This window comes from Actinomadura hibisca NBRC 15177 (assembly GCF_001552635.1).
In the GTDB taxonomy this organism is placed as follows: domain Bacteria; phylum Actinomycetota; class Actinomycetes; order Streptosporangiales; family Streptosporangiaceae; genus Spirillospora; species Spirillospora hibisca.
Genome location: NZ_BCRO01000048.1, coordinates 1 through 20,217 on the forward strand (window position 1 = coordinate 1; position 20,217 = coordinate 20,217).

Sequence of the window (20,217 nt, forward strand, 5' to 3'; positions counted from 1 at the left end):
ACCGGGACAGTTAGTCACTCGCGCGACGGCTGAGGCCTTTGAGACAGGCCCTAGCCGCCGTGTGAGACCTCGGCCAGCCGCCGTTCCAGGAATCCGCGCTCGGCCTCGTTGCCCACCAGTTCCAAGGCGCGACGGTAGGCGGTGGCGGCCTCGTCGCGGCGGTCCAGGCGTCGCAGCAGGTCGGCGCGTGCGGCGTGCAGCAGGTGGAAGCGGTCCAGGCCGTCGATGGCGTCGATGCGCGTCAGCCCTGCGGCGGGGCCCTCCGCCATCGCGACGGCGGCGGCGTGGTTGAGCGCCACCACGGGGGTGGACGGGAGCAGTTCGTACAGGGCGGCGATGCGCGCCCAGTCCGTCTCGGCGGCGGTCCGAGCGCGGGCATGGACGGCGGCGATGGCGGCCTGCACCTGGTAGGGGCCGGGACGCGCGCGGCGTCCGGCGGCCTCCAGCAGCCGGAGCCCTTCGGCGATGGAGGCGGCGTCCCAGCGCGTGCGGTCCTGGTCTTCGAGCAGGACGGGCGCGCCGTGCTCGTCCACCCGGGCCGCGCGCCGCGCGTCGTGCAGGAGCATCAGCGCGACCAGGCCCAGCGCTTCCGGCTCGTCGGGCATCAGCGCCGCGACCAGCTTGCCGAGCCGGATCGCCTCGGCGCTGACGGCGGGCCGCACCAGCGCGGGGCCCGCCGTCGCCGCGTACCCCTCGGTGAAGCACAGGTAGACCACCGCGAGGACGGCCGCGAGCCGGTCGGGCAGCTCGTGGTCGGGCGGCACCCGGAACGCGATGCCCGCGTCCCGGATCTTCCGCTTGGCGCGCACCAGGCGTTGCGCCATCGTGGGCGCCGGGACGAGGAAGGCGCGGGCGATCTCGGCGGCGGTCATGCCGCCGACGGCCTGGAGGGTGAGCGCCACCCGCGCCTCGCGGGCCAGCGCCGGGTGGCAGCAGGTGAAGATCAGGCTGAGCCGCTCGTCGGCGAGCGCGGCCAGCCTCCCGTCGTCCTCGGTCATGGTGGGGTCCCCGGGGTGGGCGAGCAGTTCCTTCTCGGCGCGGCGGCGCTCGCGGCGCAGCCGGTCCACGGCGCGGTTGCGGGCGACGCGGGTCAGCCACGCGGCGGGCTCGTCGGGCACCCCGGCGCGCGGCCACTCGCGGACGGCGTCGGCGAAGGCGTCCTGGAGGGCGTCCTCGGCCAGCTCCCAGTCGCCGAAGGCGCGGATGAGGGCCGCCAGCACGCGGGCCCGGTGCGCGCGGAACGCCTGCCGGACGGCCTCCATCAGATCGTGGTCCCGAGCAGCGGGCGGACCTCCACCGAGCCGGTGGCGGCCATGGGGCAGCGGGCGGCGACGGCGAGGGCCTCGTCCAGGTCGGCGCAGTCGAGCAGGAAGAAGCCGCCGAGCTGCTCGCGGGTCTCGGCGAACGGACCGTCGGTGAGCAGCAGCTCGTCGTCGCGCACCCGGACGGTGGTGGCGGTCTCGACCGAGCGCAGCCGCCCCGCGCCGACCAGCACGCCGCGCTGGCGGCAGTCGTCGATGAAGGCGGCGACCGGCGGGCTGGCGATGTGGTCGGGCGACTTGGGCTCGCCGGTCTCGGTCCCGTAGATGAGCAGCATGTAGTGCACGGTGTCTCCGCTCCGGCCCGCGCCGGTCGCGGACCTTCCCGAGTATGGCGAACGGGGACGGGTCGGATCGACAGCCCAAAGTATTTGACCTCCGAGTCAAATACTGGCTAGTGTTCTCGCATGGGCAGGCCGAAGCAGTTCGATCCCGACACCGCCGTCGAGCAGGCCATGCAGGTCTTCTGGAGCAAGGGCTACGCGGCCACGACTCCGCAGGACCTCGTGGACGCGCTGGGCATCGGCAAGGGGTCGCTCTACAACGCGTTCGGCAGCAAGCACGCCCTGTTCGAGCGGGCGTTGCAGCGTTACCGCGACAGCCAGGCGATCGCGCTGATCCACGTTCTGGAGCAGCCGGGATCGGTCCGCGAGCGGCTGCGCGGCACGTTGCTGATGCTGGCGGAGATGGACCTGGCCGACCCTGAACGACGGGGCTGCATGGCCATCAACACCGTCGCCGAACGGGGCGACGCCGACCCGCCCGCCCTGGACATGATCAAGCGCATGTTCGACCGGACCGAAGCGGCGTTCCAGGCACTGATCGAGGAGGGGAAGCGGTCCGGGGAAGTCGCGCCGGACCGGGACGCCCGCGCCCTGGGCAGCCTGCTGCTCAACACCGTCATCGGCCTCCGGCTGCTCGCCCGGACGGCCGATGGCCCCGACCGCCTGCACCGGGTGATCGACGCGGTGCTCGACTCGCTCTGATCCGTCCCACCCCTGTGAGGCGCTTCGCGCGCCCTGATTTTGTACCTACAGTTCAAGAAGGAGATCCCCCCATGGACCTGCGTCTCGACGGCAAGACCGCACTCGTCACCGGAGCCAGCCGCGGCATCGGCCTCGCCACCGTCCGGGCCCTGACCGCCGAGGGCGTCCGGGTGGCGGGCGTGTCCCGCACCGTCACGCCGGAGCTGAAGGAGACCGGGGCCGTGGTCGTCACCGCCGACCTGGGCACGGCCGAGGGGGCGGCCGAGGGCATCGCCCAGGTCGCGGCCGAGCTGGGCGGGATCGACCTGCTGGTGAACAACGTCGGCGGCGGCGACGGGGTCCAGCTGTCCGGGTTCCTCGGCATGGACGACGACTACTGGAAGGCGAACCTGGAGCTCAACCTGTTCAGCGCGATCCGCGTCACTCGCGCGGCGCTGCCGAGCGTGCTGGAGCGGCGCGGGGCGATCGTGAACGTCTCGTCGATCGGGGCGCGGCTGCCCGCCGCCGGGCCGATGCCCTACAACGTGGCGAAGGCGGGGCTGACGGCGTTCACCAAGGCCCTCGCGGAAGAGGTGGGACCGCAGGGGGTGCGGGTGAACACGGTGTCGCCGGGGCCGGTGCGGACGGCGATCTGGGAGTCGGCGGACGGCCTCGGCGGCAAGCTGGCGGCGGCGGCCGGGCTGGAGCAGGAGGAGTTCCTGAAGCGGGTCCCGGCGATGATGGGGATGACCAGCGGCCGGATCACCGAGCCGGAGGAGGTGGCCGCGCTGATCGTGTTCCTGCTGTCGGAGGTGGCGGCGAGCGTGACGGGCTCGGACCACCTGATCGACGGCGGGATCGTCAAGACGGCGTGAGCCCGGGATCGGGGAGCGCGGCGACGAAGTCGCGGACGGCGGGGCGGTGGTCGCCGGTGTTCCAGGCGACCGCCAGCTCGCTGGGCGAGAGGCCGGTGACGGGAATGGCGCGGACGCCGGGGCGCTGGTAGATGGCGGCGTTCCCGGCGGCGAGCAGGACGATGCCGCTGCCTTCCTCGACGGCACTGAAGGTCTCGTCGGCGTTGGCGACGGTGGTGCCGACGACAGGACAGCGACCGCCGCGCTCGTCCACAGCAAGCCAGTGGTCTCGCAGGGGCCCGGCGCTTGTGGGGAGAGCGAGAAAGGGCTCGTCCAGCAACTCGGCGAAGTCAACCTCCTCCTGCCCGGCGAGCCAGTGATCCTCAGGGAAGGCGACCCAACGCGGCTCCCGGGCGACGACGCGGATGCAGAAGGCGTCCTGCTCGGGAACGGGAAGCCAGACGAAGGCGAGATCGACGTCACCGGAGGCGAGCCCGGCGGTGGCGTCGTCCCAGCCGATCTGCCGCATACGGAGCTTCCAGGAGGGACGGCGCTCCTGAAAGCGTGTACGCACGGCGGAGAGAAGGCCGCGCCCGACGCTGGTGGAGAGACCCACAGTAAGGACGGCAGCCTCAGCCGCAGCGGCGTCCCCGACGGCGCGCTGAGCTTCGTCCCACTGCCGCAGCAACTCCCGAGCCGCAGGTAGAAGGGCACACCCGGGTTCGGTGAGCGCGACGGCGCGGCGGTCGCGGTCGAACAACTTGACGCGGAGGCCGTCCTCAAGGTGGCGGATCTGCTTGCTGAGCGCGGGCTGGGAGACGAAGAGACGCTCGGCGGCGCGAGTGAAGTTGAGCTCTTCGGCAACGGCGACGAAGTACCGCAGATCACGCAGATGGGGGTCCATGACCGTTGGTTATACCTGCCACTTCCCGGACACCGGGGCCTGCCGGGCATTCCCCCTCGAAATGCCCGACAGGCGACGGCGGGGACGCGACGCGGTCAACGCCCAGCCCAGCGGACACGCGCCGCGCCCCCTGTCTAGGGAGGGGAGGGGGGAGGACCCCGCCCATGACCCATTTGCCCTGTAGCGCCACCCACAGACGGACGTGGCTTGGGACGATGCGCACCCAGCCTGGGGGAGATTGCAGGAAGATTGCGCCCCGCACCCACCCCATCGCGACCTGTTTGCGGACAGGCTTCATGCTCGCTCTTTCCCGCAGTGCAGGGCCAGCCAGACAGGGCGGTTCTCGCCCGTCCGCACCGTCATCCAGCGCAGCATTGAGATGGATCCACAGTCCAGCGAGGTTCGGAAGCGTGTCGCACAGCGCCGCGAGGATCTCGCAGGCAGCGAAGTTCTTGCTGCGCATCTTCCGGATACTGCCGTGCTTGACGCGCACGCCACAGGTGCAGGCCAATTCGGTGAGGGCGGGGAGATTACGCGCCCTCACCGCCTTGCCCTCATGTGCTCGGGCTTGTCGTCGCACGTCTGTGTGCTGAGCACGCGCCGCGAGATCGCACCCACCCGGGTCGGGCTGGTATCGACGTTGGTGATGCGGCGCTCTTCGGCGTGGATGCCGATGACGAGCATCGCGAAGACGCCGCAGACGATGCCGCCGAGGAACACGGCGATGACCGAGGCCAGGACGAGGATCATCGTGCTCACCGGACCCTCGTGGTCAGATTGCGAACGATGAAGCGTTGGCCGCGCGTGCGGCAGCGACCGCAGGCAGTACAGGCACGAGCGCCACAGGGACTCCGCGACTCCCCGCCTCCCAGCGGGTTTCCGGGGTGGTACACGCGATCACTTCCTCTTGCAAGGCCCGTGTCCGGCGGGGCGGCCGGCCTATCGAGGGGCCTTACGAGATCGAGGATGCGCTTGACCTGCGGGACGCCTTGACCGCGTCGCTGGACCCGCTCAGGACGTCCTCGTAGGGTTGGACGTCCTAGACGTCCCTATGTCCCCGGACAGGTGAATGCCGAACGAACGCCTGCGCGCCGCGCTGTTCCACAAAGGGCTCACCATCAACTCCTTTGCCGACCGGATCGGCGTGGACCCCAAGACGGTCGAACGGTGGATCACCAAGGACCGGCAGCCCTACCGGCGCACCCGGGTAGCTGTGGCGAAGCAGCTCGACGTCGAAGAGACCTACCTGTGGCCCGACGCGCTCACCAAGGAACAGGTCGTCTCGGCGTCCAGCAGCGAGATCGTGACGATCTATCCGCACCGATGGGGAGTCCCGCGGGACGCATGGGGACGTCTGTTCGCCGAAGCGCAGCAGGAGATCGGCATCCTCGTCTACTCCGGACTCTTCCTCGCCGAGGACAGCGGCGCTCAGCGCATCCTCGCCGACAGGGCCCGTGCCGGCGTCCGCGTCCGCATCCTGCTCGGCGACCCCGACGCAGCGCAGGTGGCACAGCGCGGCAAGGACGAGGGCATCGGCGAGTCCATGGCCGCGAAGATCCGCAACGTCATCGTGCACTACCGGCCCTTGTTGTCCTTCGAGACGGTGGAGATCCGCCTGCACAGCACCGTGCTCTACAACTCGATCTACACCGCCGACGATCAGATGTTCGTCAACACTCACGTCTACGGCGTCTCGGCGTCCAACGCTCCGTTCTGGCATCTGCGCAAGATCCCCGGCGGTGAGATCGTGTCCACCTACCTTGATAGCTTCGAACGCGTCTGGGCAGACGCCAAGCCACTGCCGACGGAGGGCTGATCCATGGGCCGCAGGATCGACTACTACGACGACCCCAACGCCCCCAAGGCCAACAGCCTCGTCCCCTCGGTCAACGTCATCGTCACCAACGACGACGGCGAGATCCTCCTGATCAAACGCACTGACAACGGAAATTGGGCCGTCCCGGGCGGCGCGATCGATCTGGGCGAATCAGTTGCCCAGGCAGCCATCCGCGAGACCCGCGAAGAGAGCGGCATCGATTGCGAGATCACCGGCCTTGTGGGCATCTACTCCGACCCCAAGCACGTGATCCACTACACGAGCAACGATGAAGTCCGCCAAGAGTTCTCGATCCTCTTGACCGCCCGTCCCATCGGTGGACAGCTCGCTTCGAGCGAGGAGTCCAGCAAAGTCCACTGGGTAGCGCCTGCCAACATCGAAGACCTGCCGATGGACCGCTCAATGAGCCTGCGCATCGGTCACTATTTGGAACAACAGGATAAACCCATAATCATTTAAGATGAAAGGTATTACAGGCGTGAACGATCAATGCTTTAGGTTCATCCCCGACTGCACACGGTGAACAGCGTCCACAAGGTGCGAAGATGACGTAATAATGAAGCGGGCTACGGGGTGGCCGTCGCCGTAGCGGGCCAGGATTTCGGTGAGACGTTGCTCGACAGGGAGGTGCTCGCCGTCCGGGCTTGTGGTCATGTCGCAGTAGATCAGTGAGTCGGTCAGCTCTGGTGCTTCCGTGCCGAACTCGGTGGTCAGTTCGCTGGCGAGGCCCCGTTCTTGGGCTTCGACCACGGCGCAGGAGTGGTGTGCCACCAGTCGGCATAGATGTTCGTCTGCGTGGTGGACGTCGCGTAGGAAGCGCGCGCCGTCGAGGGGATGGAAGCCGGTGGCGCTGACGTCGGGGGCGTAACCGACATCGTGCAGCCAGGCGGCGGCTTCGAGAAGGTCGGCGCGCTCGCCGAGCATGGGGGTAAGAGTGCGAGCTTGCCGGGCTACCCCTTGAGTGTGTGCCCAGCGGCGCGGGAGAGAGGTCTCCAAGTGCTCGCGCGCGATCTCTTGTGCCCACGGGACCAGTGTGCTCATACGTCCGACGCTAGAGGCACTCGTCTGGACATTGACGGACCCGAACGGATCACCTGGGGACGTCTTGGGGTGGAACCGTGAGCTGTGGCGAACGGCAAACGCGCAGGTGGCGTGGGATGTTCGTCTCGCGCCACCTGCGCGGACGACGAGTGCTCAGTCGAGATCCACGAATGCGTTGATGACGCGTCTCATGCGGCTGCGCCGGTGCCTGCCGATCGTCCAGCCGTCGTAGTCGAGTGGTGGCGTGGTCAGACGAGTCGTCTTGGGCGATCGGCTGGCCGCGTCGGTCTTTGGGGCGCATCGGCCGTCGAGGGTGGTTGTCTTTCTGGCTCTACGAACGCGCCGGTGGCGGCCGGCGGACCTCGCCATCAACCGTGCTCCTGTCGCTCGGCCGGTGCGTCGGCCGGGCGGGGCGTGAGTCGGGAAGCGATGCGGATGGCAGCGTCGTCGAGCCGGTCGGCCTCGACGATCGGCTCGTTGGCGGCGGTGAAGAACCACAGGTGGCCGCCGTCGCGCTCGAAGGGGCGGCAGGTGATCGTGTCGGAGAGGACGCGGTTTTCGGGGCAACATCCGGCCGCTTGCGGATTGCGGACGATGAGTCCGGTCGGGCTGTGGTCGACCTCCATGCAGCGCGCGCCGAGTCGCACGGCCAGTCCAGCCAACTGACGATGCGCAGCGGAGATGAGGGGAGTGCGGTTCGGGGCGGAGTCGACGCCAGCGGGCCTGCCCAACGACATGGGACCTCCTGCAAGGGATCTTTGCGGGCCTTTTCGGCTAGGTGAAGCGCTTGAGGAGGAGCGCTTGTTCGGTCTTCCGAGACTCCTCTGACCTGCGGGACCTCTCCAGCGACTCCTAGGGACGTCTTGGGACGTCTTCTGTTAATGTCGCTCATGACGCAATCTGCGCGGGAGGTTCGGTGAACGACTTGTTGCGGCGCGCCCTCGCCGATGCCGGGATCGCCGAGAAGGACGTCGCCGCGCATGTTGGTGTCGATTTGAAGTCCGTGCAGCGTTGGCTTGCGGGGCGAACCCCTTACGCCCGGAACCGCAGGGCTCTCGCTGGCCTGCTCGGCGTTGACGAGGCGGCGCTCTGGCCGCATGTCGTAGAACATGCCCTGGTGACGGTGCCGCAGATTCCCGAGGTCATGGCGACCTATCCGCACCGGTGGGACGTCCCGCGGAGCGTTTGGCTATGGCTCTTCGAGCGGGCACGCCACCAGATCGACGTATTGGCCTTCGCTAGCCTGTTCCTCGCTGAGGATGCCGGGCTTCTTCGCATACTTGCAGGGAAGGCGAGGGAGGGTGTCGCGGTGCGCATCCTGCTCGGCAGTCCTGATGGCGTGCGAGTTGCTGAACGGGGTGATGACGAAGGGGTCGGCGAGTCGTTGGCGGCGAAGATCCGTAACGCGCTGGTGGGGTACCGGCTGTTGGGCGGGGTGCCGGGTATCGAGATGAGGCTCCATGACACCGTGCTGTACACGTCGATCTATCGCGCCGACGATGACCTGCTGGTGAACCATCACGTCTACGGCGTGGCCGCTGCGAGTGCTCCGGTGATTCATGTGCGGAAGGTCGAGGGTGGTGACATGGCCAGCACCTACCTCGGCAGCTTCGAGCAGGTGTGGAGCGCTGCCACGCCGGTCGGGTGATCCGGTGTCTGTGCCTGGCTGACGTTCGGGAGTTGGTGGTAGAGGAACCGGAAGTCTCGACTCCGTCCCTCTCCTGGCCGCTGTGATAACCGATGGCTATCACAGCAGGTATTGGACGGCCTCGAAGTCTCTGACGCAAGATCGCCTCACTTGAACTGATCGCTGAGGGGAACTGCTGATGAGTGCTCTGGAAGACCGTCTGAACATCGTCGAGACCTGCACTCGTATGGCCTGGCATGCCGATCAGCGTGAGTGGGATGCCCTTGCCGGGATCTTCGCTGAGAAGGTCACGCTGGACTACACCAGCCTCAACGGCGGTGAGCCCGCCGAACTGACGCCCGAGCAGATCGTTGGGGGCTGGTCCCAGGTTCTGGGCGGCTTCGACGCTACCCAGCACCTCATCACCAACCACCTCGTCACGCTTGAGGGGGACCGGGCGGTCTGCACCGCCTCCTTCCAGGCCACGCACCGGCTCGCCAATCCGTTCGGCTCGCCGCTCTGGACGTTGGGTGGCACCTACCGCTTTGACCTCGTGCGCTCCGGAGACGGCTGGCTCATCAGCGGTGTGGTCATGACCGCCACCTGGGCGGACGGCAACCAGAAGCTCATGGATCTGGTGGCTCGATGATCGCGCTCGTCACCGGCGGGAACCGGGGCATTGGGCGGGAGGTGTGCGCCCAGCTCGTCGCGCAGGGGCACACCGTTCTGTTGGCGGCGCGCTCTGCTGCGGCTGCGGGCAAGGCCGCCGCTGATGTGGGTGCACATCCGTTGCAGTTGGACGTCACCTCTCCGGCCGACGTGGCTCGTGTCGCTGCGGAGATCGCCGAACGGTTTGGGCGGCTGGACGTGCTGGTCAACAACGCCGCCATCACCTACGACACCTGGCAGCGGGCGTCCAGTGCGGATCTCGATGTTGTTCGGGAGGCCGCCGAGACCAACCTGTATGGGCCTTGGCGGCTTATTCAGACCTTGCTGCCCCTGCTGCGGGCGAGTGACCATCCCCGGATTGTCAACGTGTCCAGTGAGGCCGCCTCGCTCACCAACATGGGCGGCGGCACCCCCGCCTACACCGCCACCAAAGTCGCCCTCAACGCGCTGACCAGGATGTTCGCCGCCGAGCTCCGCAACGACGGCGTCCTCGTCAACGCCATCTGCCCCGGCTGGGTCGCCACCGACATGGGCGGCCCCGGCGGTCGCCCCGTCGCCGACGGCGCGGCCGGGATCGTCTGGGCGGCCACGCTGCCCGACAACGGCCCCACCGGCGGCTTCTTCCGTGACAGCCGACCTCTTCCCTGGTGAAGGAGACAACGATGAAGTTCAAGATCCTTGCAGTGGCCGGAAGCATGACGCTGGCTCTGACCGGCTCCGGTGTCGCCGTCGCGGCCCCGTCGAAACCTGCGGTCGCGCCTGGTGACAACCTCACGCCCGGCCCGCAGCACCGCCGCCTTGATCCGCTCGTGGGGACTTGGAAGGCAGTGAAGTACAACTACGTGCTCGGCCAGAACGGGCAGCCCATCGTCTCTCGCGACATCACCGTCAAGGTGCGCTGGATCGCCAAGACCGGCGGCCGCTTCCTCGAAGAGAAGACCGAAGGCACCCTCGGCGGCGCCAAGTACTACCGGCTGGGCGTCCTCGGCTACTCCAACATCGACCGGCGCTACGAGTGGACGACCTTCGACAGTGTCACCCCCACCGCCATGACCTACCGGGGAGCCCCCACCACCGGCGGCGCCGGTCCTTTGTCCATCCCCGGCGAGTTCACCGACCCCGGCGTGCTCGGCCCCGACTACCTCGGCAAGACGATCCCCATGCGGACCGTCATCACCATCGGCTCCCGGGGGCGGCACACGTTCGATCTTTACTTCACGCCGCCTGGCCAGGGTGAGCGCCTGGCCGATCGGGTGGTCTACACGCGCAAGATCAGGTGAAATCAGGGGGTGGCCTCGTCGCAGCCTGACCCCGGAAATGCTCTTGCCCGTCGCCTGGGGGCGGGGATGCCGTCGTCATCGGGTTGGGGGCGATGATCGGGGCGGGTGTGTTCGCCGTTTTTGGCCCCTATTTGGTTGTTGGTGTGGCTGCGTTGTTGGCGGCGGGGCCGGAGCGGCTTGCGGGCTCTGCTGTGCCGTTGGCTACGGCGGTGGATGCTGCTGGGGCCGAGGGGTTGGCACCTGTTGTGCGGGTTGGGGGAGCGCTTGCCTCGTTGGGGGTGCTGCTGTCTCTGATTGCGGGTGTTGGACGGACCGGGCTGGCGATGGCTCGGCGGCGTGATCTGCCTGCCGGGCTCGCCGTCGTGCATCCGCGCCACCGGGTCCCGCATCGGGCCGAGATCGCGCTCGCGGTGGTGGTCTGCCTGTTGGTCTATTACGCCATTGCGAATGCGTCCGCGTTCACCCAGCCCGCCCGCGATCGGCGCTGGCCACGGGCTCTCAACGTCCTCGGCCTCGCGGGCTGCCTCACGTTGGTCGCCACCCTGCCCTGGCGGTCCGTGCTGGCCGGGGCAGGGGTGTTCGCGGGTGGGCTGGTCGGGCGCAAGATCGTGCTGGCGCGGCGGGCTACTGCTTCTGAGGCTGCGTGAAGCGCACCATGTTGCCTGACGGGTCGCGGAACGCGCAGTCGCGGACGCCGTAGTGCTGGTCCATCGGCTCCTGCAACACCTCGCCGCCTGCGGCGCGGATGCGCTCGAACGTCGCGTCGCAGTCGTCGGTCCGGAAGATGACCGCGCGCAGCAACCCCTTGGCCAGCAGCTCCGCCACGGCCCGCCGGTCGTCCTCCGACGCGTTCGGGTCCGCCAGCGGCGGTTCGAGCACGATGTCCACCTCGGGCTGCGACGGCGCGCCGAGGGTCACCCACCGCATCCCCTCGAAGCCCACGTCGTTGCGCACCTCCAGGCCGAGCGCGTCGCGGTAGAAGGAAAGCGCCTTGTCATGATCGTCCACAGCGATGAAGCACTGCGCGAGTCGAATGTCCATGCACTTCACGATAGGGACGGGGGCCGTCCCCCGGCTTCTCCATTCCTGACCGGTCGCGAGTAGACCTTCGCGACGCAGGCCGGGACGGCCGCGCTCCCGCTGTGGTCGCGCGCCCGGTACGCGCTCGGACTTTCACCGACCAGCTCGGTGAACCGCGAGCTGAACGACCCCAGCGACGTACACCCCACCTCGAAGCAGACCTCCGTCACCGACAGGTCGCCCCGCCGCAGCAGCGCCTTGGCCCGCTCGATCCGCCGCGTCATCAGGTAGCTGTACGGCGTCTCCCCATAGGCGGCGCGGAAGCTCCGCGAGAAGTGCCCCGGCGACATGAGGGCGACGCGCGCCAGCTCCGGGACGTCGAGCGGCTTGGCGTAGTCGCGGTCCATCGTGTCGCGCGCCCGGCGCAGCCGGACGAGGTCTTCCAGCATCACCCGTCCAGCATTACACAGCCCTCCGACAGCGGGCCGGTCAGTTCCCGTCGGCCTGCTGGAACATGGCGAGGTGCCGCTTCAGCGTGGGCAACATCTCCTGCGCGAGCGCCTTAACGGGCGGGGAGTAGCCCTGCGCCTGCTCCTTCTCGGCCGCGGCGATGGCCTCCTGGTGCCCCTTGGTCATCGCGGCGACGAAGTCCCGGTCGAACAGGCGGCCGCTGGTCTTGCGCAGCTCCCGCCCCTCGGCCACCTGCTTGTCGCTCGGCTTGGTCGGCAGCTCCACGTTCAGGCCCTTGGCCGCGTCGCTGAGCTTCTTGTCGGCCAGGGTGTGGTCCTTGACGAGCATCTGCCCCAGCTGGCGGATCTCGTTGTCGCTGCCCTGCTGCTGGGCCAGCTTCCCGGCCTCGATCTCGGTCAGGCCGGCCTGCTTCGCCGTCGTCATCCACGCCTTGTCCTGGGCGGACGGCGGCGCGGCCGACACCGACGCGGGCGGCGACTGCGAGCTGGAGGCCGGAGGCGTCGTCGAGGCGGGGGCCTGCACGGAAAGCGCCTTGGAATGGGACGCGGGATGGTTCTCGGCACCACCGCAGGCCGTCGGCAAGGCGACAGCCGAAACGGCGACCAGGGCGGTGCCCAGCAAGCGGATGCGCATCGTTCGGCCCTCCAGCGGTTCGTTTCGTTCGTCCACTGCTGGGCTACCCGATGGTGCTCACCCACCCCAGAGCGGGGCGACAAATGGAGCTTTCTAGCCCCTTTCTTGGCGTTCCCGGCCCGTCACCAGCTGAAGATCGGAGAGGACGGCACGTAGGCCCCCGTCAGGACCAGGCGCAGGTAGCGTCCGGCGTTCCTCAGGTACTCGTCCTTGCTCTCGGCCGCCCGCTCGATCGCCGGAAGGGCGGGCCGTGCGGCGTCGCCCAGATAGGTCAGGGCGTTGATGGCCTGCAAGCGCACGCGCGGGTCGGCGTGGCCGTCCAGCGTCTCGGTGAGGTAGGCGATCGGGCGTGACGTGTGGCCCAGGCGTGCGAGGGTTTCGGCCGCCACGACGCGGACCTGCGGTGACGGGTCGGTGTCGAGGCGGCGCGTCAGGGCGCGGACGGCCGGGCGGGCGGCGTTCCCGTGTTGCATCAGCAGCCCCGACGCCGCCCAGTACCGGATCACCTCGTTGCGATCGTCGAGCGCGCGGATGAGCTGGCCGACGTCGCGCGCGTCGCGGCGGATCGCGGTGGCCGCCAGCCGCAACACCCGCCGGATCGGGTACGCGCCGGGCGCGCGGCTCGCGTCGTAACCCTCCAGCGGGGAGCCCTCGGGGATGAAGCCGTTGTCGTTCACCTCGACGATGTGCTCGTCCAGCGCGCGGCTCAGGCGGCGGAGGTGGTGCCGGTGGCGGGGGTCGTCGGCCAGGTTGCGCACCTCGTCGGGGTCGTTGCGCAGGTCGTACAGCTCCTCGGCCGGCTTCTCCCGCCAGAAGCGCTCCTGGAGGGCGCTGAGCTTGCCGTCGATGTGGGCCTGCTCCCAGTCCTGGTAGCCCTTTTGCTGCCAGGCGAACGCCTGGTGCTGGCCCAGGATGCGATGCGGCGAGTAGTTGCGGATGTAGCGGAACCGCTCGTCGCGGACCGTGCGGACCATGTCGTAGCGCTCGTCCATGCGGTTGCGCATCCCGAACGCGTAGGGCGCGCGGCGGCGGGCGGTCAGCGAGGTGCCTTGCAGGTGGCGCGGCACACCGGCCTTCGCCAGTGACAACACGGTCGGCGGCAGATCGACCGACGCGACGGGCGACGCGACCGCCGACCCCGGCCGCGCGGGGGCCAGATGCGCCCACTTGCGCGGATACCGGACGACGAGCGGGGTGTGCAAGCCGCTGTCGTAGCAGTACCGCTTGCTGCGGGGCAGCACGCCGCCGTTGTCGGAGAAGTAGAAGACGATCGTGTCGTCGGCCACCCCGGCGGCGTCCAGCTCGGCCAGCTTGGCGGCGATCTCGCCGTCCACCTTCTCCATCAGGTCGTAGTAGCGGGCGCGGTCCGCGCGGATGGCGGGCGTGTCGGGCAGGTACGACGGGACGCGCACGTCGCGCGGGTCGGTGCGCCCGGGGCCCGCCGTGAAGACCTGCGACTCGTGCGTCGTCATGAAGGTGAAGACGGAGAAGAACGGCGCGCCCTGCGGCCGGTCCCGCCAGTGGGCGGTGGCGCTGGAGGCGTTCCAGATCCGCGCGGGGTCGAAGGGCCCGTTGTAGTCGGTCTTGGAGTTGTTGGTGCAGTAGTAGCCCGCGTCGCGAAGCTGCTCGGGGACGCTGCGCAGGAACGACGGGACCTTCCCCAAGGCCCGCATGTGCTCGGCGGGACCGCAGCTCTCGGCGTTCACGCCGGTGAGGAGCGCGAACCGCGACGGTGCGCAGACGGGCGCGCTGGAGAAGGCGTTCTCGTAACGGACGCCCTCGCGCGCGAGCCCGTCGATGGCCGGGGCGCGGGCCAGCTTGTCCCCGTAGGCCCCGACAAAGGGATTGTTGTCCTCGCTGATCAGCCACAGGATGTTGGGCCTTCCGCCGGGGCTCGCGGCGGCGGTCGAGGCGGGGAGGGCCGCCGCCAGCAGGCCACCGGCTCCGGTGGCCAGGGCGTGACGGCGGGACAGCTCGAACTGGGACAACGGGGAGCTCCTGTCTGCGGCGGAGATGACCGGATCATGGAGTACGATCCTTCGCAAAGTCAACTTAACTAGTAGGAATAGTCTTTGAGTCACCCCGCCGAGCGCCCGTGTTGCGCGGCCGCCCGCTCCGCCGATCCGGCTCCTGTTCTGGCCCTGCCGGTCGCCCCTTCTCGACGCGACCCCGGCGTGCACCCGCCCGGCACCAAGGGCATGATCCGCCTGCCCGGCGGCACCTTCCGGATGGGCAACGAGGACGACGCCGCCAGCCCCGGCGACGGCGAAGGCCCGGTCCGCGAGGTCACCGTCGCCCCCTTCCGGATCGACCCGCACGCGGTGAGCAACGCCAAGTTCGCCGCGTTCGTCAAGGCCACCGGCTACGTGACGGAGGCGGAGCGCTTCGGCTGGTCGTTCGTCTTCGCGGGCTTCCTGCCGCGCGACGTCGCCGACGCCGCCCAGTCGCCGGTCGGAACGCCATGGTGGCGGGCCATCGAAGGCGCCTGCTGGCGCGCTCCCGAAGGCCCCGGCAGCACCGTCGCCGACCGCCACAAACACCCCGTCGTGCACGTCTCCTGGACCGACGCCGCCGCCTACGCCGACTGGGCAGGCCGCAGGCTCCCCACCGAGACCGAATGGGAGTACGCGGCGCGCGGCGGCCTCGACCAGGCCCGTTACCCCTGGGGCGACGAGCTGACGCCGCGCGGCCAATGGCGCTGCAACATCTGGCAGGGCACCTTCCCCACCCGCAACACCGCCGAGGACGGGCACGCCGGAACCGCCCCCGTGGACGCCTACCGTCCCAACGCCTACGGCCTCTACAACACCGTCGGCAACGTCTGGGAGTGGGCCCAGGACTGGTGGGCGGAGGGCGCTTCGCGCGTGATGCGCGGCGGCTCCTACCTGTGCCACGACTCCTACTGCAACCGCTACCGCGTCGCGGCCCGCACCTCCAACACCCCGAACTCCTCCAGCGGAAACGTGGGTTTCCGCTGCGCCGCCGACGCCTGAGCCCGCCTCACTTCACGACGCGGTACCAGTGCGCCGACTCCCCGGCGAGCGGTTCCAGGCGGACGCGTCCGCCGCCGGGATTGTCGAACAGCCGCACCCCGTCCCCGAGGAACACCGGCGCGATGAAGACCAGCACCTCGTCCAGCACCCCGGCCTCGACGCACTGCCGCGCGACGTCCGCGCCCAGGATGTTCACGTAACGGTCCCCGGCGGCGGCCTTGGCCTCCGCGACCGCTGTCTGGAGGTCGCTGGCGAACGTCACGCCCTCGACGGGCTCGGCCGGAGGCCGGTGGGTCAGCACGATCACCGGCCCCTGGTACTGGCCGCCGAACGCGCCCTCCTTCTCGGTGCCCTTGTTCGGATCGTCGCCCCCGAAGGTGCGGTTGCCGACGAGGAGGGCCCCGATCTGAGCCGGCAGGCGTTCGGCCGTCGGGTTCGGGGTGCCCAGATATTCGGTCAGCCACGACATGTCCCCGCCCGGCCCGGCGATGAAGCCGTCCAGCGACATCGTCGCCGAGTACAGCAGCTTTGCCATGTTTGCCTCTTTCGTCACCAGCGGCGGGAAGTGGCGTGCCCGCCAGCATGTGTGAAGTGTCTATATTGCGATGTCTTTCCCTGCCCGAGCTTTCTCAGCGAACGCCGCCAGGGGAGGTATCCCCTCATGCAGGCCGCCCCGAGTGCAGAACGAAGCGAGGACCGGACATGACCACCACCGAGTCCGCCGACGTCCTGGTGCTGTTCGGCATCTCCGGCGACCTCGTCAAGAAGATGATCTTCCCGGCGCTGTACCGGCTGACCGAGCGCGGCCGGCTCACCGTGCCGGTCGTCGGCGTCGCCACCGCCGACTGGGACGACGAGGAACTGCGCCGCCGTGCCCGCGAGGCGATCACCACCGCCCTCGGCGACGTGGACGAACGTGTCCTCACCGACCTCACCGGCCGCCTCACCATGGTGTCCGGCGACTTCAAGGACCCCGACACCTTCGCCCGCCTGGCCGAGGTCGTGCAGGGTCGCGGCTTCGTCAGCCACTACCTGGCCGTCCCGCCGTCGCTGTTCACCACCGTCGCGGCGGCCCTCGCGGAGCAGGGCCTCAACCGGAACTCCCGGCTGGTCGTGGAGAAGCCCTTCGGCAGCGACCTTGACTCCGCCCTCGCGCTGAACGACGAGCTGGCCCAGTACTTCGACGCCGACCATGTGCTGCGCGTCGACCACTTCCTCGGCTCGACGCCGATCGACGGCGTCAAGGCCGCCCGGTTCGCCAACACCCTGCTCGAACCGCTGTGGAACCGCTCCTACGTCGCCAACGTGCAGATCAACCTGCTGGAGGACTTCGACGTCGCCGACCGCGGTTCGTTCTACGACTCCGTCGGCTGCGTGCGCGACGTCGTCCAGAACCACCTGATGCAGGTGTTCGCGCTGGTGGCGATGGAGCCGCCGAGCGTCGCCGACGCCTACGCCGAGCAGATCGAGAAGTGGCGGGTGCTGCGCGCGACCCGCGCCATCGACCCGGCCGAGACGGTGCGCGGCCAGTACGACGGCTACCAGGACGTCGAGGGCGTCAAGCCGGGCTCGCAGACCGAGACGTTCTTCGCCGCCCGGCTGCACATCGACAACTGGCGGTGGGAGGGCGTCCCGTTCTACCTGCGCAGCGGCAAGTCGCTGAAGGCCAGCTCCACCGACGTGGTCGTGGAGCTGCGCAAGCCGCCGCTCGACCTGTTCGCCTCCGCCGGGGGCACGACGCCGCCCGACCTGCTGCGGTTCCGGTTCGAGCCGGAGGCCGGGCTGACGTTCAACCTGGTGCTCCAGCGGCCCGAGCCGGGCTGCCCGGCGGTGATGACGCCCGTCGAGGTGGACTTCGAGGAGGCCCTCGGCCCCGAGGAGAAGCCTTACGAGAACATCATCGAGGGCGCGCTCACCGGGGACGCGCGCACCTTCGCGGAGTTCCACGCCATCGCCGAGTCCTGGCGGATCGTCGGCGACGTGCTGGAGCCCGACGGCCCGCCCGAGCGGTACGCGCCGGGCTCGTGGGGCCCGGAACAGGCCGCGTCCCTGCCCGGCCCGGACGGCTGGCACAACCCGCCGGACGCATGAGGGCCGGTCAGCCGGACTCGCCGGACGAGACCGGCTCCTCCTCCGACTGGCTGCGCTGGAACATGGCGTAGAGCCACCACAGCGACGGCAGCAGCAGCAACGCCCCGATCGCCAGGCACAGTAGCGAGGCGTTCAGGACCGTGCTGGTCGCCGCCGCGTCCTGCACCCGGACGCCCGGCAGCAGCCACGGATGTTGCCCCGCGCCCCATCCCCACAGCAGCCCCGCCACGGCCAGCGCGGCGGTGACGCGCACCGCCAGGTAGCGGCGGAACCAGAGCAGGACCAGCGACGCGACGCCCGACACCACCGACAGGATCAGCAGCGGCAGCGCGACCCCGGACGTCAGCGCGTCGAACAGGCGGCGCGCGTCGGCCCGCAACACCAGCAGCCCGACCGCCGACAACACCCCGACCACCGCCCCCGCCCCCAGCGCGCGCCGCCGAAACGCCTCGCTGAGGCCGGTCTCGCCGTCGCGCTGGGCGTCGCGCGTCAGGTAGACGGCGGCCAGGTAGGCGGCGGTGCCGACGGCGAGCGCCCCGGCCGCCAGCGACGTCGGGTTCAGCCAGCTCGTGAACAGGTCGCCCTCGGCGATGCCCGGCGGGATGCGGCCCGAGGCGATCGCCCCGGCCACCGTGCCCAGGAAGAACGGCGTGACCACCGACGAGAACGCGAACGTGGCCCCGAACAGCCGCTGCTGCCACAACTGCGTGCTCACCTTACGGAAGGCGAACGCCGCGCCGCGCGCGATGATGCCGAGCGCCGCCAGCGTCAGCGGGATGTAGAGGGTGGACGCCACGGCGGCGAACACCGACGGGAAGCCCGTCCACGCCAGCACGATCACGAAGATCAGCCAGACGTGGTTGGCCTCCCAGACCGGGCCGATCGAGTGCTCCACCAGGCCGCGCAACGACCGGCCGCGCTCGGCCCCACCGGCGAACAGGTCCCAGACACCGCCCCCGAAGTCGGCGCCGCCGAACAACACGTAGGCGGTCACCCCCAGCCAGATGACGGCGAGCATGATCTCCGCAGACGGCATGTCAGATGACCTTGTAGTCGGCGACGTCGGACTCCTGCGGCGCGAGCGGGACCGGCCGGTCGCGCGCCAGCCGCCGCAGCACGTACACGGAGGCGACGGTCAGCAGCACGTAGATGGCGCTGACCAGCACGAACCCCCACACCAGGCCGGGCGCGGGGTTGACGGCGTCGGCGGTGCGCTGCACCCCGTACACGATCCACGGCTGCCGCCCGACCTCGGTGACGACCCAGCCCGCCTCCAGGGCCAGCACCGCCGCGACGCCCGACAGCGACGCCGCGCGCAGGAACCACGCCGTGCCCGGGATCTCCCGCCGCCGCCACCAGCCCAGCAACATCCACGCCGCCAGCGCCAGCAGCGCGAACCCCATCCCCACCATGACCTGGAACGCCCAGTGCACGACGTTCACCGGCGGCCGGTCGGCCACCGGCTTCTCGTTCAGCCCGACGATCTCCGCGTGCGGGTCCCAGTGCGCCAGCAGCGACAGCCCGTTGGGGATCTCCAGCGCGTACCGCATCTCCCCGTCCACCGCGATGCCGCCGAGGTGCAGCGGCACGCCGCGCCCGGTCTCGAAGACGCCCTCCATCGCCGCCAGCTTCACCGGCTGGTTGGAGGCGACGAAGTGCGCGGCCCAGTCGCCCACGCCGATCTGCACCGGCGTGACGATCGCCGCGACGGTGAACGGCACCAGGAAGCCGAGCCGGTGGTAGCGGTCGCGCCGCCCGCGCAACATGGCGACCGCGTACACCGACGCCATCGCGAACCCGGCGACCATGAACGCGGCCAGGATCATGTGGACGGTCTGCGACGGCGTCGCCGGGTTGAACATCGCCGCCCACGGATCGACCGCCACGATCTTGCCGTCCACGGTGTCGAATCCGGTCGGCTGCTGCATCCACGCGTTCGCCGTGACGACGAAGAACGCGCTCGCCACGCCCGCCAGCACGATCGGCACGCCCGACAACATGTGGGGGATCGGCGGCATCCGGTCCCAGGCGTACAGGTAGATCCCCAGGAAGATCGCCTCGATGAAGAACGCGATGCCCTCCAGCGAGAACGGCAGCCCGATGACCTGCCCGTAGGTACCCATCAGCCCCGGCCACAACAACCCCATCTCGAACGACAGGATCGTGCCGGAGACCGCGCCGACCGCGAACAGCACGCCCATCGCCCGCGCCCACCGCCGCGCCAGCAGCCGGTAGTGGACGTCCCCGGTCCGGTGCCCGCGCCACTCGGCGAGCAACGTGATGGCGGGCATCCCAACCCCCAGGCAGGCGAGGATGATGTGCCAGCCCAGCGACAGCGCCATCTGCATCCGGGCCGCGCCCAGGTCGGCCTCGGTCGCCGCCGTCGCCAGCACGGCGGCGTTCATCGTTGCCTCGCCAATGGACGTCCCCAGGGTCTCGCGTGCTGCTCCGGCGCTGCTCTCCTGCCCTGCGGCCACCTGGGGAACCGGGACACCGCCCAATCAAGACGATCA

24 protein-coding genes are annotated in these 20,217 nt (G+C 69.7%); 11 read left to right on the forward strand and 13 right to left on the reverse strand.

All coding sequences use genetic code 11. The annotated features are described in order from the left end of the window. Positions 1-50: 50 nt before the first annotated feature. Positions 51-1,262: an RNA polymerase sigma factor gene (locus AH6_RS23115; protein WP_067483276.1), complete on the reverse strand. Its 1,212-nt coding sequence runs from the start codon at positions 1,260-1,262 to the stop codon at positions 51-53. Next, entirely contained in the window at positions 1,262-1,597 is a 336-nt protein-coding gene (locus AH6_RS23120) for a YciI family protein (protein WP_157431646.1), read from the reverse strand. Before AH6_RS23120 ends, AH6_RS23115 begins: the two co-directional genes overlap by 1 nt. A gap of 129 nt (positions 1,598-1,726) precedes the next feature. Here AH6_RS23120 and AH6_RS23125 point away from each other — a divergent pair, with 129 nt between their 5' ends. Then, positions 1,727-2,305, forward strand: a complete 579-nt coding sequence (locus AH6_RS23125) for a TetR/AcrR family transcriptional regulator (protein WP_067483280.1) — start codon at positions 1,727-1,729, stop codon at positions 2,303-2,305. Positions 2,306-2,376: 71 nt separating this feature from the next. Next, complete coding sequence (locus AH6_RS23130; RefSeq protein ID WP_067483282.1) at positions 2,377-3,159, forward strand: oxidoreductase; 783 nt, start codon at positions 2,377-2,379, stop codon at positions 3,157-3,159. On the opposite strand, the gene AH6_RS23135 is transcribed toward AH6_RS23130, so the two are convergent. Together AH6_RS23135 and AH6_RS23140 are read right to left on the reverse strand one after the other, a co-directional pair. Continuing rightward, complete coding sequence (locus AH6_RS23135) at positions 3,146-4,042, reverse strand: LysR family transcriptional regulator (RefSeq protein ID WP_067483284.1); 897 nt, start codon at positions 4,040-4,042, stop codon at positions 3,146-3,148. The two genes, AH6_RS23130 and AH6_RS23135, sit on opposite strands and share 14 nt — an antisense overlap. Positions 4,043-4,582: 540 nt before the next feature. After that, the gene (locus AH6_RS23140; RefSeq protein ID WP_067483286.1) at positions 4,583-4,801 is read right to left on the reverse strand and encodes a hypothetical protein; all 219 of its coding nucleotides are present in this window, start codon (positions 4,799-4,801) and stop codon (positions 4,583-4,585) included. A 310-nt stretch (positions 4,802-5,111) separates the two neighbouring features. Between AH6_RS23140 and AH6_RS23145 the strand changes: the two genes are divergently transcribed. Both AH6_RS23145 and AH6_RS23150 read left to right on the forward strand, forming a co-directional pair. Further along, a complete protein-coding gene (locus tag AH6_RS23145; RefSeq protein ID WP_067483288.1) occupies positions 5,112-5,858 on the forward strand; it encodes a helix-turn-helix domain-containing protein in 747 nt (248 codons plus the stop codon). A gap of 3 nt (positions 5,859-5,861) precedes the next feature. Beyond that, on the forward strand, positions 5,862-6,338 hold the full coding sequence (locus AH6_RS23150) for an NUDIX domain-containing protein (protein ID WP_067483289.1): 477 nt from the start codon (positions 5,862-5,864) through the stop codon (positions 6,336-6,338). Between the two features lie 27 nt (positions 6,339-6,365). Here the strand turns inward: AH6_RS23150 and AH6_RS23155 are convergent, their stop codons facing one another. Together AH6_RS23155 and AH6_RS23160 are read right to left on the reverse strand one after the other, a co-directional pair. Continuing rightward, positions 6,366-6,803, reverse strand: a complete 438-nt coding sequence (locus AH6_RS23155) for an HD domain-containing protein (protein ID WP_067483291.1) — start codon at positions 6,801-6,803, stop codon at positions 6,366-6,368. 485 nt (positions 6,804-7,288) lie between these two features. Next, positions 7,289-7,657, reverse strand: coding sequence for a hypothetical protein (locus AH6_RS23160; RefSeq protein ID WP_157431647.1), 369 nt, complete (start codon positions 7,655-7,657; stop codon positions 7,289-7,291). A 179-nt stretch (positions 7,658-7,836) separates the two neighbouring features. On the opposite strand from AH6_RS23160, the gene AH6_RS23165 reads away from it, so the two are divergent. From AH6_RS23165 to AH6_RS23185, 5 genes are all read left to right on the forward strand, one after another. Next, entirely contained in the window at positions 7,837-8,568 is a 732-nt protein-coding gene (locus AH6_RS23165; RefSeq protein WP_067483294.1) for an XRE family transcriptional regulator, read from the forward strand. A 178-nt stretch (positions 8,569-8,746) separates the two neighbouring features. Beyond that, positions 8,747-9,196: a nuclear transport factor 2 family protein gene (locus tag AH6_RS23170; protein WP_067483296.1), complete on the forward strand. Its 450-nt coding sequence runs from the start codon at positions 8,747-8,749 to the stop codon at positions 9,194-9,196. Further along, complete coding sequence (locus AH6_RS23175; protein ID WP_067483299.1) at positions 9,193-9,867, forward strand: SDR family NAD(P)-dependent oxidoreductase; 675 nt, start codon at positions 9,193-9,195, stop codon at positions 9,865-9,867. The genes AH6_RS23170 and AH6_RS23175 overlap by 4 nt, the downstream gene beginning before the upstream one ends. A gap of 11 nt (positions 9,868-9,878) precedes the next feature. Beyond that, on the forward strand, positions 9,879-10,496 hold the full coding sequence (locus AH6_RS23180; RefSeq protein WP_083983364.1) for a DUF1579 family protein: 618 nt from the start codon (positions 9,879-9,881) through the stop codon (positions 10,494-10,496). Positions 10,497-10,588: 92 nt separating this feature from the next. Next, complete coding sequence (locus AH6_RS23185; RefSeq protein WP_067483302.1) at positions 10,589-11,143, forward strand: amino acid permease; 555 nt, start codon at positions 10,589-10,591, stop codon at positions 11,141-11,143. On the opposite strand, the gene AH6_RS23190 is transcribed toward AH6_RS23185, so the two are convergent. From AH6_RS23190 to AH6_RS23205, 4 genes are all read right to left on the reverse strand, one after another. After that, a complete protein-coding gene (locus tag AH6_RS23190; RefSeq protein WP_067483375.1) occupies positions 11,121-11,537 on the reverse strand; it encodes a VOC family protein in 417 nt (138 codons plus the stop codon). The genes AH6_RS23185 and AH6_RS23190 overlap by 23 nt on opposite strands. 5 nt (positions 11,538-11,542) lie before the next feature. Further along, positions 11,543-11,965, reverse strand: a complete 423-nt coding sequence (locus tag AH6_RS23195; protein WP_067483304.1) for a helix-turn-helix domain-containing protein — start codon at positions 11,963-11,965, stop codon at positions 11,543-11,545. 40 nt (positions 11,966-12,005) lie between these two features. Beyond that, on the reverse strand, positions 12,006-12,509 hold the full coding sequence (locus AH6_RS23200) for a DUF4142 domain-containing protein (protein ID WP_169807895.1): 504 nt from the start codon (positions 12,507-12,509) through the stop codon (positions 12,006-12,008). Between the two features lie 233 nt (positions 12,510-12,742). Then, the gene (locus AH6_RS23205) at positions 12,743-14,608 is read right to left on the reverse strand and encodes a sulfatase-like hydrolase/transferase (protein ID WP_067483308.1); all 1,866 of its coding nucleotides are present in this window, start codon (positions 14,606-14,608) and stop codon (positions 12,743-12,745) included. A gap of 240 nt (positions 14,609-14,848) precedes the next feature. Between AH6_RS23205 and AH6_RS23210 the strand changes: the two genes are divergently transcribed. Continuing rightward, positions 14,849-15,613: a formylglycine-generating enzyme family protein gene (locus AH6_RS23210; protein WP_245679434.1), complete on the forward strand. Its 765-nt coding sequence runs from the start codon at positions 14,849-14,851 to the stop codon at positions 15,611-15,613. Between the two features lie 7 nt (positions 15,614-15,620). Here the strand turns inward: AH6_RS23210 and AH6_RS23215 are convergent, their stop codons facing one another. Next, on the reverse strand, positions 15,621-16,148 hold the full coding sequence (locus AH6_RS23215; protein WP_067483310.1) for a dihydrofolate reductase family protein: 528 nt from the start codon (positions 16,146-16,148) through the stop codon (positions 15,621-15,623). Between the two features lie 167 nt (positions 16,149-16,315). Here AH6_RS23215 and zwf point away from each other — a divergent pair, with 167 nt between their 5' ends. Continuing rightward, positions 16,316-17,704 carry a glucose-6-phosphate dehydrogenase gene (gene zwf, locus AH6_RS23220; RefSeq protein WP_067483312.1) on the forward strand — a complete coding sequence of 463 codons (1,389 nt, stop codon included), beginning with the start codon at positions 16,316-16,318 and terminating at the stop codon, positions 17,702-17,704. 7 nt (positions 17,705-17,711) lie between these two features. Here zwf and AH6_RS23225 read toward each other — a convergent pair whose 3' ends face one another. Together AH6_RS23225 and AH6_RS23230 are read right to left on the reverse strand one after the other, a co-directional pair. Further along, entirely contained in the window at positions 17,712-18,740 is a 1,029-nt protein-coding gene (locus AH6_RS23225; protein WP_067483313.1) for a cytochrome d ubiquinol oxidase subunit II, read from the reverse strand. A 1-nt stretch (position 18,741) separates the two neighbouring features. Further along, positions 18,742-20,109: a cytochrome ubiquinol oxidase subunit I gene (locus AH6_RS23230; RefSeq protein ID WP_067483316.1), complete on the reverse strand. Its 1,368-nt coding sequence runs from the start codon at positions 20,107-20,109 to the stop codon at positions 18,742-18,744. Between the last annotated feature and the right edge of the window lie 108 nt (positions 20,110-20,217).

Bases quoted from the DNA above. Each gene is read 5' to 3' on its own strand.
- AH6_RS23180 (WP_083983364.1), top strand. From the start codon at position 9,879: ATGAAGTTCAAGATCCTTGCAGTGGCCGGAAGCATGACGCTGGCTCTG.
- AH6_RS23210 (WP_245679434.1), top strand. From the start codon at position 14,849: ATGGGCAACGAGGACGACGCCGCCAGCCCCGGCGACGGCGAAGGCCCG.
- zwf (WP_067483312.1), top strand. From the start codon at position 16,316: ATGACCACCACCGAGTCCGCCGACGTCCTGGTGCTGTTCGGCATCTCC.
- AH6_RS23150 (WP_067483289.1), top strand. From the start codon at position 5,862: ATGGGCCGCAGGATCGACTACTACGACGACCCCAACGCCCCCAAGGCC.
- AH6_RS23125 (WP_067483280.1), top strand. From the start codon at position 1,727: ATGGGCAGGCCGAAGCAGTTCGATCCCGACACCGCCGTCGAGCAGGCC.
- AH6_RS23175 (WP_067483299.1), top strand. From the start codon at position 9,193: ATGATCGCGCTCGTCACCGGCGGGAACCGGGGCATTGGGCGGGAGGTG.
- AH6_RS23155 (WP_067483291.1), bottom strand. From the start codon at position 6,803: ATGCTCGGCGAGCGCGCCGACCTTCTCGAAGCCGCCGCCTGGCTGCAC.
- AH6_RS23120 (WP_157431646.1), bottom strand. From the start codon at position 1,597: ATGCTGCTCATCTACGGGACCGAGACCGGCGAGCCCAAGTCGCCCGAC.
- AH6_RS23230 (WP_067483316.1), bottom strand. From the start codon at position 20,109: ATGAACGCCGCCGTGCTGGCGACGGCGGCGACCGAGGCCGACCTGGGC.
- AH6_RS23190 (WP_067483375.1), bottom strand. From the start codon at position 11,537: ATGGACATTCGACTCGCGCAGTGCTTCATCGCTGTGGACGATCATGAC.
- AH6_RS23170 (WP_067483296.1), top strand. From the start codon at position 8,747: ATGAGTGCTCTGGAAGACCGTCTGAACATCGTCGAGACCTGCACTCGT.
- AH6_RS23145 (WP_067483288.1), top strand. From the start codon at position 5,112: ATGCCGAACGAACGCCTGCGCGCCGCGCTGTTCCACAAAGGGCTCACC.
- AH6_RS23160 (WP_157431647.1), bottom strand. From the start codon at position 7,657: ATGTCGTTGGGCAGGCCCGCTGGCGTCGACTCCGCCCCGAACCGCACT.
- AH6_RS23130 (WP_067483282.1), top strand. From the start codon at position 2,377: ATGGACCTGCGTCTCGACGGCAAGACCGCACTCGTCACCGGAGCCAGC.
- AH6_RS23185 (WP_067483302.1), top strand. From the start codon at position 10,589: ATGATCGGGGCGGGTGTGTTCGCCGTTTTTGGCCCCTATTTGGTTGTT.
- AH6_RS23115 (WP_067483276.1), bottom strand. From the start codon at position 1,262: ATGGAGGCCGTCCGGCAGGCGTTCCGCGCGCACCGGGCCCGCGTGCTG.
- AH6_RS23135 (WP_067483284.1), bottom strand. From the start codon at position 4,042: ATGGACCCCCATCTGCGTGATCTGCGGTACTTCGTCGCCGTTGCCGAA.
- AH6_RS23215 (WP_067483310.1), bottom strand. From the start codon at position 16,148: ATGGCAAAGCTGCTGTACTCGGCGACGATGTCGCTGGACGGCTTCATC.
- AH6_RS23225 (WP_067483313.1), bottom strand. From the start codon at position 18,740: ATGCCGTCTGCGGAGATCATGCTCGCCGTCATCTGGCTGGGGGTGACC.
- AH6_RS23195 (WP_067483304.1), bottom strand. From the start codon at position 11,965: ATGCTGGAAGACCTCGTCCGGCTGCGCCGGGCGCGCGACACGATGGAC.